This window comes from Bradyrhizobium rifense (assembly GCF_008123425.1).
GTDB classification, from domain to species: domain Bacteria; phylum Pseudomonadota; class Alphaproteobacteria; order Rhizobiales; family Xanthobacteraceae; genus Bradyrhizobium; species Bradyrhizobium rifense.
The window spans coordinates 1-14,077 of sequence record NZ_VSSS01000049.1 but is presented as its reverse complement, the minus strand read 5'-3'; the positions used below and the strand labels follow the sequence as shown (position 1 = coordinate 14,077).

Annotated in this window: 14 protein-coding genes; 11 read left to right on the top strand and 3 right to left on the bottom strand. The window is 64.6% G+C overall.

Annotation, left to right across the window (positions count from 1 at the left end):
* The first annotated feature begins 54 nt into the window (after positions 1 to 54).
* Entirely contained in the window at positions 55 to 681 is a 627-nt protein-coding gene (locus tag FXB40_RS29620) for an NUDIX hydrolase (RefSeq protein ID WP_187437231.1), read from the top strand.
* Between the two features lie 53 nt (positions 682 to 734).
* The gene (locus tag FXB40_RS29615) at positions 735 to 1,952 is read left to right on the top strand and encodes a hypothetical protein (RefSeq protein WP_148775647.1); all 1,218 of its coding nucleotides are present in this window, start codon (positions 735 to 737) and stop codon (positions 1,950 to 1,952) included.
* Positions 1,953 to 2,118: 166 nt separating this feature from the next.
* Here FXB40_RS29615 and FXB40_RS29610 read toward each other — a convergent pair whose 3' ends face one another.
* The gene (locus tag FXB40_RS29610) at positions 2,119 to 2,421 is read right to left on the bottom strand and encodes a hypothetical protein (protein WP_148775683.1); all 303 of its coding nucleotides are present in this window, start codon (positions 2,419 to 2,421) and stop codon (positions 2,119 to 2,121) included.
* Positions 2,422 to 2,614: 193 nt separating this feature from the next.
* Here FXB40_RS29610 and FXB40_RS29605 point away from each other — a divergent pair, with 193 nt between their 5' ends.
* On the top strand, positions 2,615 to 3,094 hold the full coding sequence (locus FXB40_RS29605) for a hypothetical protein (protein ID WP_187437230.1): 480 nt from the start codon (positions 2,615 to 2,617) through the stop codon (positions 3,092 to 3,094).
* 81 nt (positions 3,095 to 3,175) lie between these two features.
* Positions 3,176 to 3,982, top strand: coding sequence for an SDR family NAD(P)-dependent oxidoreductase (locus FXB40_RS29600; protein WP_148775645.1), 807 nt, complete (start codon positions 3,176 to 3,178; stop codon positions 3,980 to 3,982).
* Positions 3,983 to 4,162: 180 nt separating this feature from the next.
* On the opposite strand, the gene FXB40_RS29595 is transcribed toward FXB40_RS29600, so the two are convergent.
* The gene (locus FXB40_RS29595) at positions 4,163 to 5,740 is read right to left on the bottom strand and encodes a cation:proton antiporter (protein WP_148775644.1); all 1,578 of its coding nucleotides are present in this window, start codon (positions 5,738 to 5,740) and stop codon (positions 4,163 to 4,165) included.
* Positions 5,741 to 5,810: 70 nt separating this feature from the next.
* Here FXB40_RS29595 and FXB40_RS29590 point away from each other — a divergent pair, with 70 nt between their 5' ends.
* The 4 genes from FXB40_RS29590 to FXB40_RS29575 all read left to right on the top strand — a co-directional run bounded on the left by FXB40_RS29590 (position 5,811) and on the right by FXB40_RS29575 (position 10,459).
* Positions 5,811 to 6,572, top strand: a complete 762-nt coding sequence (locus FXB40_RS29590) for a tetratricopeptide repeat protein (protein ID WP_187437229.1) — start codon at positions 5,811 to 5,813, stop codon at positions 6,570 to 6,572.
* A gap of 70 nt (positions 6,573 to 6,642) precedes the next feature.
* Positions 6,643 to 8,016 (top strand): tetratricopeptide repeat protein, encoded by a 1,374-nt coding sequence (locus FXB40_RS29585; RefSeq protein ID WP_148775642.1) that lies wholly within the window; start codon positions 6,643 to 6,645, stop codon positions 8,014 to 8,016.
* A 184-nt stretch (positions 8,017 to 8,200) separates the two neighbouring features.
* Positions 8,201 to 10,111: a propionyl-CoA synthetase gene (locus FXB40_RS29580; protein WP_148775641.1), complete on the top strand. Its 1,911-nt coding sequence runs from the start codon at positions 8,201 to 8,203 to the stop codon at positions 10,109 to 10,111.
* Positions 10,112 to 10,198: 87 nt separating this feature from the next.
* On the top strand, positions 10,199 to 10,459 hold the full coding sequence (locus tag FXB40_RS29575; protein WP_148775640.1) for a hypothetical protein: 261 nt from the start codon (positions 10,199 to 10,201) through the stop codon (positions 10,457 to 10,459).
* Between the two features lie 179 nt (positions 10,460 to 10,638).
* Here FXB40_RS29575 and FXB40_RS29570 read toward each other — a convergent pair whose 3' ends face one another.
* Positions 10,639 to 11,334: a DUF1013 domain-containing protein gene (locus FXB40_RS29570; RefSeq protein ID WP_187437228.1), complete on the bottom strand. Its 696-nt coding sequence runs from the start codon at positions 11,332 to 11,334 to the stop codon at positions 10,639 to 10,641.
* Between the two features lie 265 nt (positions 11,335 to 11,599).
* On the opposite strand from FXB40_RS29570, the gene ispH reads away from it, so the two are divergent.
* From ispH to rnhA, 3 genes are read left to right on the top strand one after another with little or no spacing between them, the layout of a single operon-like run.
* The gene (gene ispH, locus FXB40_RS29565; RefSeq protein WP_148749947.1) at positions 11,600 to 12,568 is read left to right on the top strand and encodes a 4-hydroxy-3-methylbut-2-enyl diphosphate reductase; all 969 of its coding nucleotides are present in this window, start codon (positions 11,600 to 11,602) and stop codon (positions 12,566 to 12,568) included.
* A gap of 6 nt (positions 12,569 to 12,574) precedes the next feature.
* Positions 12,575 to 13,558 (top strand): homoserine kinase, encoded by a 984-nt coding sequence (locus FXB40_RS29560; protein ID WP_148775638.1) that lies wholly within the window; start codon positions 12,575 to 12,577, stop codon positions 13,556 to 13,558.
* Positions 13,555 to 14,019, top strand: coding sequence for a ribonuclease HI (gene rnhA / locus FXB40_RS29555; protein WP_148775637.1), 465 nt, complete (start codon positions 13,555 to 13,557; stop codon positions 14,017 to 14,019). Before FXB40_RS29560 ends, rnhA begins: the two co-directional genes overlap by 4 nt.
* The last annotated feature ends 58 nt before the right edge of the window (positions 14,020 to 14,077 follow it).

Here is a 14,077-nt window from a genome sequence, read left to right as displayed (position 1 = left end):
AGCGCTTGATCTCTCCTCGTTTCATCGAGCGCGGTCCTGGTGTAGTCAAGCATCATGAGAGCTTTCGGCGATGCCACCAGACGGAATATCGCAGACGCTTGCGCTTCATTCGCGCGGCTGCCCGATGCGGCCGAGCCCTCGACACTGAAGCGCGCCGCGGTGGTGCTGGCGCTGACCGCATCTCATGACGGTGACGACACGGCGTTTCTGCTGACCAGGCGCGCATCGAGTTTGCGCTCCCATCGCGGCCAGTGGGCGTTGCCGGGCGGACGCTGCGATGCCGGCGAGACGCCGGTCGAGGCGGCGCTGCGCGAGCTCGATGAGGAGCTCGCACTCAAACTTCCAGCCGACGCCGTGCTCGGTCTGCTTGATGACTATCCGACGCGCTCCGGCTATCTGATCACGCCGGTCGTGATCTGGGCTGCCGAGAGCAATGCGATCACGCCGAATCCGGACGAGGTCGCCTCCGTCCATCGCATCGCGCTCGACACGATCGAGCGCGACGACGCCTTCGACTTCACGGATATCCCCGAAAGCAGCCGTCGCGTGATTCGCTTCCATCACCAGATGAGCCTGATCCACGCGCCGACGGCGGCGCTGATCTACCAGTTCCGCGAGGTGCTGGCGGGGCGGCAGACCCGCGTCACCGACCTGGAACAGCCGGTTTTTGCCTGGAAGTGATGGTAAACGGCGCGTTAACGTGACGGTTACCGGATGCCTGCTAAGAGGGCAGCATGCATCATTCGATTCGAACAAAGCTCGCGCTGGTTCCACTCGCGCTGGTCCTGCTCATCCCCGCCGCACGCGGCGGCGAGTCCGACGCGCTGCCATCAGCCGTCAGCAATGCCAACGCACAGCTCCTGTCGCAGTTTTTTGCGCAAAGCGGCGGCGCATCGCCGGCGGTGCTCGAATATCGCCGCAAGCTCGCCGAGTATCAGCAGATCCGCGGCGCGTTCGATGCCGAGGCCGGCGCCTATTGGAGCCAGGTCTCGGAGAAGCGGAAAGGCCGCAACGCCAAGCGGCGCAGCGGGCAGCAGATCACGCTCGACGATTATGTGCTGGACCAGCCGCCGGTCTACACCGGGCCGAAGCGGCCGGTGAATCCGGAGCCCGAGGAAACGCCGGAGCGCCCCACGCGCAAGCCGCTGCCGGTGGCTTCCGATCTCCTGCGCGCCGCACAGGATCTCTATCAGTTCACGCCGCAGCGTCCGGCCAACGAGGTCGAGTTCAAGCGCGCCTATGCGCGCTACGCGCTCGCCTCCGGGCTCACGCGCGAGCAGGCGGTGCGGGTCTATTCGTTCGAGACCGGCGGCACCGGCAATTACGACGTGCAGGCAGGCATCGAGCATGGCGGCAAGCGCGCGATCTCGACCGCGATGGGCTACAACCAGCTGCTCACCACCAACAGCGTCGAGCTGCTGGCCGAGCAGGGCCATGAGTTCATTCGCGCGCTCTCCGACAAGGTGGCGCGCACCTCAGGGCCGGCGCGTCAGTCGCTCGAGCACAAGCTCGGCGTTCTGAAGAAGATGGTGGCCCATGCGAAGTCGGTGCCGGACACCTGGTCGGAGCACGAGAAGATCGGCGACACCGCGCAGGGCTGGGCCATGCATGCGATGGTGCTCGACATCGACATCGGGCCGATGCTGCAGACCCACAAGCTCCTGACCTCGGTGCTGTTCGCGCGCGCCAAGGGCTACGCCCGTCCGCTCACCGCCGCCGAGCTCGAGATGATGAACCTCACCGGCGACGGCACCGGCCTCGACATGGTGACGATGCCGCAGGCGATGCGCGAGCAGGTGCCGACCTCGAACTTCTTCCAGCGCGGCGGCTACGAGCGCAACCCGGTCGCCATCCGCCACAACACGGTGGCGAAGCTGCTCGCGGTGACGGCTACGCGGATGGACTCGAACAGCAACAATGCCGGCGCGCGGGAGCTGGCGGCAGCGTTTTAGGACGGTGCCACTTCACCTCGCCCCGCTTGCAGGGAGAGGTCGGATCGCTCTTGCGATCCGGGTGAGGGGGTACAGGTCCCCCGACAGTCTAATGTGCGGAGAGAGGCCCCTCACCCCAACCCTCTCCCCGTAAGAACGGGGCGAGGGAGCGCACCGTCATCGCGCCCTAGTGGTCCGACCCGAACTTGAACTTGCCGTCGCCTTCCAGATATTGCCCGCTGCGCATGTAGAGCTGGCCGTTCTGACCGATGAAGAACAGCGTGCCCTTGGGCACTTTCTTGGCGCCCTTCAGGAGCTCGCCGGCGTTGCTGGTGCCCATCTTGTAGGAAAACGTCTTGCCTTCCTTGTCATAGGCATAGCCGGTGTCCGGCTTGAGCTCCCACGGCGTCGCCGCGTTTTGTGCGCATGCGGGAGCGGCGAGCGCGCCCAGCGCGGCTGCAATCGCAAATGTCTTGATTGAAAATGCCATCATCCATCCTCCCCGTCATGGGGTGCCCTGCTTGAACAAATCACGAACGACGTTTCCGGGTCAATCCGCGATGACGCCGCAGCGCATCACGTCTCGCCCAGCAGTTTGTGATTTTCCCTTCGTCCCCTCGCGACTATGTTCCGCTTTCAGTCTAGAACGCAACACGACAAAGATATTGGTGGGGATGATTCGAATGCGCCACGTCGTTAAATTCTGCTGGATTGCCGGGTTGTCGCTGACGGCGCTCGCGCCGGCCGCCCGGGCCGATGACTTCCAGCTCAGCCACAACCAGCGGATTTCGTGCAGCCGCGGCCTTGCCCCGGGCAAGCTCAACACCGCGACCTGCAAGTCCTACACCTATCTCTTCAACACCAAGACCTCGGAATATTTCCGCTGCCAGGTCTCGCTGGCGCTGACCCGCGACAACAAGGAAGTCATCAACGTCCAGACCGACGGCGGCTGCACCAAGAAGCCGCGCATCTTCGAGACTGACGGGCACTATGATTTCGACGCGACCGAGACCGAGCCGCCGAACACCAACTCGTTCTTCGGCCCCGGCGGCTACTCGATCTGGGCCGCCGACATGGCCGCACAGAAGATTCGCGGCTGCATCACCATCTCCTCCGGCCTCGGCTCCGACATCTCCAAGTGCCTGGACATGACGTTCCAGTGACGGTGACGGCACGGCGCGCGTAGCCCGGATTACGCTTCGCGCCATCCGGGCTACAAAGAAAAATAATAAGGGAGAGGTGCGATGGACCGGCTCAAGGGCAAGGTTGCGATGGTGGTGGGCGCCGGTTCGATCGGGCCCGGTTGGGGCAACGGCAAGGCCACCGCGGTGACCTTTGCGCGTGAGGGCGCCCAGGTGTTTTGCATCGACCGCAACGGCGCGGCCGCCGAGGAGACTGCAAAGATCATCACCGGCGAGGGCGGCAAGGCGACTGCGTTCACCGCTGACGTGTCGCGGCCTGCCGAGATCGAGGCGATGGTCGCGGCGTGCCTCAAGGCCTATGGCCGCATCGACGTGCTCGACAACAATGTCGGCATCGCCGAGATGGGCAGCGTGGTCGAGGTGACCGAGGAGAGCTGGGACCGCGTCTTCTCCGTCAACCTCAAGAGCGCCTATTTCGCCATGAAGCACGTCATCCCCGTGATGGCTCAGCAGGGCGGCGGCTCGATCATCAACATCTCCTCGATCGCCTCGATCCGCCACATGGGCATCTCCTACGTCACCTACGGCGCCTCCAAGGCTGCGATGAACCAGATGACGCGCACCACCGCGATCGAGTTCGCGCGGCATCATGTGCGGGTGAATGCGATCCTGCCCGGCCTGATGAAAACGCCGATGGTGGAGCATTCCGCAGGCCTCGCCAACAGCTACGCCAAGGGCGACGTCGAAGCGATGTGGCGCGCCCGCGACGCGCAGGTGCCGATGGGCCATATGGGCGACGCCTTCGACGTCGCCAACGCCGCGCTGTTCCTGGCGTCGGACGAGTCGAAATATGTGACGGGGATCGAGCTCGTGGTCGATGGCGGGATCACGTGCAAGGCGGGGGCCTGAAGCACTTTAGGCAGCCCCGTCATCCCCGCGCAATGGCGAAGCCATTGTCGCTGGAGGCGCGAGCCATGGGGCGCAACGCGCGCCATGGGGAGCCTCGAAGGATGAACGGCCGAGCTGCAGCCGGGCCGTCGCCCTTCGAGGGCCGCTGAAGAAGCGGCCACCTCAGGGTGACGGATCACATCATCCCCCCGCACTCAACTCCGCCCGATCCAGCTCCTCCTCCAGCCGGTGAAACGCGTCATCGCCGATCACCTCGGTCGCGCGGAGGCCAAAGATCGATTTGCGTGCGGCTTCGATGGCGCGGCGGCGCAGGGGATCGGCGGGCAGTTCGCCATTAGTGATGCCGCCATGCGGATCGTCGTCGGCCCGCATCAGGACGGCGCGATATTCGAGCCGCAGGATTTCCGCTTCTTCCGATGGATCGTCCTCGATCGCATCGAGCGCGGCGCGATAGGCGATGGCGCGGGCGCGCGCGACTTCGACGCCGACGGGGTCGTCGTCCTTCAGGCCGAACGCCAGGATCAGCGGCCGCAATGTCAGGCCCTGGATCACCAGTGTGCCGAGCACGACCGCGAATGCGCAAAAGACGATGAAGTCGCGATAGGGAAAGTTCTCCGGCAGCGCAAAGGCAGTGGCGAGCGTGACCAGGCCGCGCATGCCGCACCAGGAGATGATGAGGCCGCCCTTGGGCGAAGCGACCTGTTTCGGATCCTTCGGATGATAGATGCCATGTGCGATCAGCACGCGCAACGTCGTGCGGTAGAATGTGATCCAGAGCAGCCTGACCAGAATCACCGTGAGCAGGATCCAGGCGGCCGCCACGCAATATTCCCAGCGCACCTCCTGGTCGAGCCGCGTCCAGATCGGCCGCATCTGCATGCCGATCAGCATGAAGGCAAGCACGTTGAGCACGAACACCGTGGTCTCCCACACCGCGTAGGATGGCACCCGCAGCCGCGCCGGCATGCGCGCCGGCGCCGTCTGCGCGATCGTGATGGCGTAGACGACGATGGTGAGGATGCCGGAGAGGCCGAGATGCTCGGCGGCGATCCAGATCATGAAGGTGGTGGCGAACTGCACGATGATCGCGCTCGGCGCCTCCCTCACGCGCTCCATGATGGACGGCATGATGCGCCCCACAAGAAGGCCGGCCAGCACGCTGCCGACCAGTCCCAGCGCGATCGCCGGCGCGACCTCGCTCCATTTCAGGTGCTCCATGACGACCGCGCCGACCGCGATGCGATAGATCAGCAGCGAGCTGGCGTCGTTGAGCAGGCTTTCGCCCTCCAGCACCTTGACCATGCGGTAGGGCAGCTTGACCTGGCTCAGGATCGCGACCGCGGCCGCGGCGTCCGGCGGCGCCACGATCGCGCCGAGCGCCACCGCGGCGGCCCAGGGCATGTCCGGAAACAGCCGGTGTGCGACGAAGGCCACGCCGACCGTGGTCAGCCCGACCGCGGCCACCACCAGGGTCGAGACCGGAACCCAGTTGTTGCGCAGGTCGCGTAGCGAGGTGTCGAAGGCGGCATCCATCAGCACCGGTGCGACAAAAAGTGCCAGCGCCAAGTCGGGCTCCAGCGCCCAGGACGGGCTCGACGGGATGAAGGCGACCAGCGCGCCGCCGATGGCGAGAAAGGCCGGGTAGGGGACCTTGATCCGCCGCGCCAGCGCCGATAATGCAACGGCGCCGAGCAGAAGCCCGATGATCCATTCGAATGTCGACACGACGATCCCCGAAACCGATGTGAGCGGCGCCACAAGCTAGCACCAATCCGGCCGTATGATGGATAGTACGGCCTCAAGGCAAGAGTTTCCGACTGCAGCGAGCATGCGTTTTCAAAAACTTCTTCAATTGTCCGGAGCCGTGGTGCTCTCAGCGCTTTGGCTCGGTGCCGCTCGGGCCGCGACCGGGGGCGAGCCGGCCGCCGCGCAGATTGACGTCGCCGCATGCCTGTCCGCAGCCGCGGCCGATGACATGGACAAGGCGACCCCGGCCTGCGCCGCCGTCATCGACAACGAGAAGACGGCAAAGCCCGATCTGATCAGGGCGCTGGTCGCGCGCGGCGCGCTACTGGCACAGCATGACCAGATCGACCGGGCTATCGCCGACGACAGCCGCGCGTTGCTGCTCGATCCCGGGCTTGCCGACGTCTTCAATGCGCGCGGTGAACTCTGGCTGAAGAAGGGCGACAAGCCCAAAGCGGTGCAGGATTTCGGCGCGGCGCTGCGGATCGATCCGAACCACGAAAAGGCCAAGGCCAATCACAAGGCGATCGCGCGTGAGCTCGAGCGGATCGGCGCGCAGATGGCGGTCGCCGGCAAGCCCAGCTTCAATTGCGCGGGCGCACGCCGCCCGGTCGAGAAGGCGATCTGCGGAAACCGCGAGTTCGCCGACCTCGACCGCGAGGTCTATGCCGCCAATGCGCGCGTGCTGCGCGAGGCGCGCAACGAAGGCGAGGCCAGGAAACTCCAGCGCGAGCAGGACGATTTCATTGCCCGCCGGAACGCCGGGTTCGGCCGGCCGGGGTACGATTTGAAGAAGGCGATGCAGGACAGGCTGCAACGGCTGAATGGGGTGGATGGGTACTAGCCGCCATTTGAACCCGATCGCTGCCCCCCCGCGACAATGGTGAAAACCTGATGTCACGGAGTGCTTAGGCATGCGCACGCATTCTTCCGCGCAAATATCCAAAATCTCGCTGAGCGTCTTCCTTCTCGGCGCGGCGCTCAGCCTTGTCCTCGCCGCCCCGGCCTCGGCCGCAGCCGATTGCGTAATGGGTAGCAAGGCCGCGCCGGCCGAAATCATCTCTGCGTGCAGCGCCATCATCGACCAGGCCTCGAATCCAGGTTCAGACCGCGTCGCGGCGCTGCTGGTTCGGGCCGATGCCAATGCGCGGACCTCCGGCGGTCTCACCCAGGCGTTGCGCGATATCGACCGCGCCATCGCGCTCGACGGCAAGAACGCCCGCGCCTGGCGCCTGCGCGGCGATCTGTTGCGCGAGGGGGGCGGCGATCTCAACCGCGCCACGTCCGATCTCAGCAAGGCGATCGAGCTCGATCCGCAGGATGCCGAAGCCTATGAGCTGCGCGGCGTCGCCCATACCAATCAGCGCCGGCTCGACCGGGCGCTTGCCGATTACGACAAGGCGATCAAGCTGAAGCCGGATTATGCGCAGGCCTGGTCCGACCGCGGCGCGACCTATTATCTCAACGGCGACAACGACAAGGCGGTGAGCGATCTCAGCCAGGCCTTGCTGCTCGATCCGAACCGGGCGCGCAGCTACACCAATCGCGGCGCGGCCTACAAGAAGCTCGGCCAACTCGACAAGTCGATCGCCGACGACAGCGAGGCGATCAGGCTCGATCCGAAGGTGCCCGAATATTACGACAATCGCGGGCTCTCCTATGCCGCGATGAAGGACTACGACAAGGCGATTGCCGATTACGACCAGGCGCTGCGGCTAGCACCGCGACCGAACTTCTTCACCAATCGCGGCGATTCCTACCAGTTCAAGGGCGAGTTCGGCGCGGCGCTCAGCGACTACAATGACGCGCTGAAGCTCGATCCGAATTTCGCGAAGACCTACAACAACCGCGCCGTGCTCTACACGAAAATGGGCGACCGCAAGAAGGCGCTGGCCGATTACGAGACGGCGCTGCGGCTCGATCCCGGCAACACCAACGCCGCGGACGGCCGCCGCACCATGATGACGGAGATCGTGAAGTTCGGCGCCGAGCCGGCGCAGCCGTTGGCCGCGAATTCCGGCAACGGCCCGTCATTCGATTGCGCCTCTGCGAGGCGCGAGGTAGAGAAGGTGATCTGCGCCGATCCGCAGCTCGGCATGCTCGACCGCCAGCTCGCCGAGGCCTATCAGCGCGTGCTGAAATCGATAAGCCGGCGCTCGGCCGCCGATCTGCGTAAATCCCAGCACGATTTCCTCGCCACTCGCGATGTCAGCTTCCGCCGCCCCGGCTACGATCTGAAGAAGGTCATGCAGGACCGGTTGCAGCGATTGAATGCGATGGAAGGCTAGGTTCGCGTCTCCGCCGTAAGAACGAGGAGAGGGAGGCCATACACCACCCTTTTCAGCTTGAACCGCGGCCCGTTCCCGGGAAAATACCCCTCAAACAAGGCCGGCACTTGATCACTGTCATGGCGGGACTTCTTCCCTGCCGTCAGGTCAAGGCGAGGCCAATAAAGGGAACGGGAGCGCGGGAATGAACGTCCAAGGAAAGAGCCTTTATCACGACGTCTATGCGCGCTCGCTGGCCGACCCTGTAAGCTTTTGGGCCGAGGCGGCGAAGGAGATCGACTGGATCGAGCCGCCGAAGACAATCTTCGACCCCGCGCAAGGCGTCTATGGCCGCTGGTTCAGCGGCGGCGTCGTCAACACCTGCTACAACGCGCTCGACCGCCATGTCGAACGCGGCCGCGCCGACCAGGTCGCGCTGATCCATGATTCGCCGCTGACCAATTCGGTGACCAAATTCACCTATGCCGAGCTGCTCGCCGAGGTGCAGGCGCTCGCCGCCATCATGCTGGACTTTGGCGTCGCCAAGGGCGACCGCGTCATTCTCTACATGCCAATGGTGCCGGAGGCCGTGGTTGCGATGCTCGCCTGCGCGCGTATCGGTGCTGTGCATTCCGTGGTGTTCGGCGGCTTTGCCGCAAAAGAGCTCGCGACCCGCATCGACGATGCGCAGCCAAAACTCATTCTGTCCGCAAGCTGCGGTATCGAGCCCGGCCGCATCGTGCAGTACAAGCCGCTGCTCGACGAGGCGATCAGGCTGGCGTCGGCGAAGCCCAAGGCCTGCATCGTGCTGCAGCGTCCACAGCTGATCTGCGATCTTACGCCAAGACGCGACTATGACTGGGCGAGCCTGCGCCGCAAGGCGATGAACGACGGCAAGAAAGCGCCGTGCGTGCCCGTTGCCGCGACCGATCCGCTCTACATCCTCTATACGTCAGGCACGACTGGTATTCCCAAAGGCGTTGTGCGCGACAATGGCGGGCATCTGGTCGCGGTGAAATGGTCGATGTTCAACCTCTATGGCGTCAAGCCGGGCGAGGTGTGGTGGTGCGGCTCCGACATCGGCTGGGTGGTCGGCCACAGCTACATCATCTACGGCCCGCTGCTGCATGGCGCGACCTCGATCATGTATGAGGGCAAGCCGGTCGGCGCGCCCGACGCCGGCGCGTTCTGGCGCGTCATCAGCGAGCACAAGGCAGTCGCCCTCTTCACCGCGCCGACCGCGTTCCGCGCGATCCGGAAAGAGGATCCGGAAGGCAAGTTCATCCGGCAATACGATCTGTCGATGTTCCGCACGCTGTTCCTCGCCGGCGAGCGTGCCGATCCGCCGACGGTGGAATGGGCGGAGCAACAATTGAAGGTGCCTGTCATTGATCATTGGTGGCAGACCGAGACCGGCTGGTGCATTGCCGGTAATCCGGTGGGCTTGGGGATGCTGCCGGTGAAGCACGGCTCGCCGACGGTGCCGATGCCGGGCTACCAGGTCGATGTCGTTGACGAAGCGGCAAAACCCGTCGGTCCCAACACCATGGGCTCAATCGTCATCAAGCTGCCGATGCCGCCGGGCTGCCTGCCGACGCTGTGGAATCAGGATGCGCGCTTCAAGGAGGCCTACCTCACCGAATTCCCCGGCTATTACAAGACCTCGGACGCCGGCTACAAGGACGAGGACGGTTATGTCTTCGTCATGGGCCGCACCGACGACATCATCAATGTCGCCGGCCACAGGCTCTCCACCGGCGGCATGGAGGAGATTCTGGCCTCGCATCCCGATGTCGCCGAATGCGCCGTGCTCGGCATCAAGGATGCGATCAAGGGCGAGGTGCCTTGCGGCTTCCTGGTGCTGAAGGCCGGCGTGAAGCGGCAGCCCAGCGAGATCGAAAAGGAGATCGTGGCACTTGTGCGCGACCGGCTCGGCCCGGTCGCCGCGTTCAAGCTCGCCATCACGGTCGGCCGCCTGCCCAAGACACGCTCGGGCAAGATCTTGCGCGGCACCATCAAGAAGATCGCCGACGGCGAGGCCTGGACCATGCCCGCCACGATCGAGGATCCCAAGGTGCTGGACGAGATCGGGGAGGCGCTGAAGGGGCGGGTGTGAGGCGCCAGATGGGGCTTGAATAGGCCGCATTTTTCCGCTCAACCCTCATCGCGCGGAGTGCGCCTCGCGAAGGATGAAGGGCCTGTTATGAATTCGAAGCCGTTTGTTGCGATTGTTTTCGCGGGCCTCGTTCTCTCCGCCTGCTCGCCGCGTTACCAGACGCCGACGGCGATGGGCGGTGACGACGATGATGCGGTGTGCCAGAGCCGCGGCCTCGCGGTCGGCTCGCCGGAATACGTGGCCTGCCGCAAGGATCGCGACGTGCAGCGCAATGCGGCCACCTCCCGTGCCGATCGTCGCCAGCGCGATCTCGGCGAATACATGCTGAACCACCCGGATCGGCCGTAAGCCGCCAAAGTCCGTAGCCCGGATGGAGCGTAGCGCAATCCGGGACAAATACATCGACGCGCGAGCGCTCCCGGATTTCGCTGCGCTCCATCCGGGCTACGAAGGAAGCCGCAAACAAAAACGCGGCAGGTTGCCCTGCCGCGTTTGAAGTGCATTCGATCGCAAACGAAGAGCGAGGACTACTCCTCCTCTTGCTCCTGCTTCTTGCCGCCCAGCGTCTTGAGCTTGGCGAACACGGCATCGACGTTGAGGTCGTCGCTCGACTTCTCCGACGGCTCGTACTCGTCCTTCTTGGTGGTTTCGGAGGCCGGCAGCAGGGTGGCGCCGCCATAGGCTGCGTCGATCGGCTTCTCCTTGGCCGCGCGCGCCACTTCGAAATCGAGCTCGATCTGCGAGCAGAGGCCGAGGGTCACCGGGTCGATCGGGGTCAGCTGCGAGGTGTTCCAGTGGGTGCGGTCGCGGACGCTGGCGATCGTGCTCTTGGTGGTGCCGACCAGGCGCATGACCTGGGCGTCCTTGAGCTCCGGATGGCTGCGCAGCAGCCAGAGGATGGCGCTGGGGCGCTCGTGGCGGCGCGACACCGGGGTGTAGCGCGGGCCCTTGCGCTTGGGCTGGGGCGGCAGCACGACCTTGCTCTCCTGGAGACGGAGCCGGTAGTCCTGGTTCTTCTCGCCCTTCTCGATCTCCTCGCGGGTCAGCTGACCGTTGGAAATCGGGTCACTGCCCTTGATGCCCTGCGCGGCGTCACCGTCGGCGATCGCGCGCACCTCCAGGGGGTGCATCTTGGTGAAATCGGCGACCTGGTCGAAGGTCAGCGCGGTGTTGTCGAGCAGCCAGACGGCGGTCGCCTTGGGCATCAGAGGTGCGTTGCTCATGGCAAATCTCCTTTGTGCTTCGCCCACCCCTTTGGAGGCGAAACCGGTGGTCATCAGCGATGACAGGGAATTCGCGCTATATAAGCCCGGAGGGGGTAGCCACGCAATGGTTCTGCTATAGATAGTGCCTTGACAGCGCCCGAAAGGGGGCCCAATTCCCTCTCAAGTCGCTATAAAGTCCAAGCAGACCGTCTTAGGCCCTTTTCCATTCATCGACCGTCCCCCGCCAGAAGGCGAAGGGGTGATTCGGTCCCGAGATCGCTCAATGTCAGCCAAACCAGACCTCAAGTTAGTGCTTTGTTCTCCCCGCGGCTTCTGTGCCGGGGTGGTCCGGGCGATCGACACCGTGGAACGGGCGCTCGATAAATACGGCGCCCCGGTCTATGTTCGCCACGAGATTGTGCACAACAAATACGTCGTCGATGGGTTGAAAAAGAAGGGCGCCATCTTCGTCGAGGAGCTGGCCGAGATCCCGGAAAATACCACCGCGCCGGTCGTGTTCTCGGCCCATGGCGTGCCGAAATCGGTTCCGGCCGACGCCACGTCCCGCAATCTGTTCTCGCTCGATGCGACCTGCCCGCTGGTGACCAAGGTGCACCGCGAGGCCGCGATCCACTTCAAGCGCGGCCGCGAGATCTTCCTGATCGGCCATTCGCATCATCCCGAAGTGGTCGGCACGCTCGGCCAGCTGCCGGTCGGCGCGGTCACCCTGATCGAGACCGCCGAAGATGCCAAGACCATCGCTCCGAAGGACCCCAACAATCTGGCCTTCGTGACCCAGACCACGCTGTCGATCGACGACACCGCGGAGATCGTGGCGCTGCTCAAGGAGCGCTTCCCGAACATCAACGGGCCGCACAAGGAAGACATCTGCTACGCCACCACCAACCGCCAGCTCGCGGTGAAGAAGGTGGCGCCGGTGGTCGACGCGCTCATCGTTGTCGGTGCCCCCAATTCGTCAAACTCGCAGCGCCTGCGCGAGGTCGCCGAACGCGAAGGCTGCAAGGTTGCGGTTCTGGCGCAGCGCGCCGCCGACCTCGACTGGACGCGGTTCGAAAACATCACCAGCCTCGGCATCACCGCGGGCGCGTCCGCGCCGGAAGTGATCGTCGAGGAGATCATGGACGCGTTCGCCGAGCGCTACACGCTGCATGTGGAGACGGTCTCGGCCGCGGAAGAGAACGAGTTCTTCCCGCTGCCGCGCCAGGTGCGCCCCGAAGCCGCCGCCGAGTAGACCTTTATGGCGGTCTACACCGACGTTGCCGCCGACGAGCTTGCGGATTTCCTGAGGCAATATGATCTCGGCGAATTGCTCTCCTACAAGGGCATTGCCGAGGGCGTCGAGAATACCAACTTCCTGCTGCACACCACCAGCGGCTCGTTCATCCTCACGCTCTATGAGAAGCGCGTGGCGAAGAACGATTTGCCGTTCTTCCTCGCGCTGATGACGCATCTCGCCGAGCACGGCCTCAATTGCCCGCTGCCGGTGAAGGCGAAAGACGGCGAGGCGCTGCACGAGCTGCAGGGACGGCCTGCCGCGATCATCACCTTTCTCGAAGGCGTCTGGCCGCGCAAGCCGAACGCGACGCATTGCGCCGGCGTCGGCGAGGGCCTCGCCCGGATGCATCTGGCCGGCGAGAACTTTGCGGTCAAGCGTGCCAATGCGCTATCAGTCGCGGGCTGGCGGCCGCTGTTCGATGCGGCCGCACACCGCGCCGACGAGGTGCAGCCGGGCCTGCGCGTGTTTCTGGCGGCCGAGCTCGACTATCTCTCGGGCGGCGTCTGGCCGAGCAATCTGCCTGAGGGCGTGATCCACGCCGACCTCTTCAACGACAACGTTTTCTTCCTCGGCGACAAGCTCTCAGGCATCATCGACTTCACCTTCGCCTGCAACGACATGTTGGCCTATGATGTGGCGATCTGCCTGAACGCCTGGTGTTTCGAGCCGGATCATTCCTTCAACGTCACCAAGGCGCGCGCCTTCCTCAACGCTTATGGTCGGGTGCGAAAGCTCTCCGAGGCGGAAGAGGCTGCGCTGCCGCTGCTGGCGCGTGGTGCTGCGATCCGCTTCCTGCTGACGCGGCTGGTCGACTGGCTCAACGTGCCGCCAGGCGCGCTGGTCAAGCCGAAAGACCCATTGGAATATTTTCGCAAGCTGCGCTTCCACCAGACCGTCTCTAGCGCACGCGATTACGGGCTGCTGCCGTCAGGACTGGTCGCGTGAGCGAGCTTCCCAATGTCACGATCTATACCGACGGCGCCTGCTCGGGAAATCCCGGGCCCGGCGGCTGGGGCGCGATCCTGAAGTTTGGCGACAAGGAAAAAGAGTTGAACGGCGGCGAGCGCCACACCACCAACAACCAGATGGAATTGATGGCGGCGATCTCGGCGCTGGAAGCGCTGAAGAAGCCGTGCACCGTCGATCTCTACACCGACAGCCAGTATGTCCGGCAGGGCATCACCGGCTGGATCCACGGCTGGAAGCGCAATGGCTGGCGCACTGCCGACAAGAAGCCGGTCAAGAATGTCGAGCTATGGCAGCGCCTCGATGCCGCGCTGAAGGCGCATGACGTGCGCTGGCACTGGGTGAAAGGCCACGCCGGGCATCCCGAGAACGAGCGGGCGGATCAGTTGGCACGGGATGGGATCGTGAAGGCGCGGACGCAGACGCGGGTGGGGGAGTAGGCGACGCGCTGTCGGCGTCGCCCGGTTTCGTAGGGTGGGCAAAGCGAAGCGTGCCCAC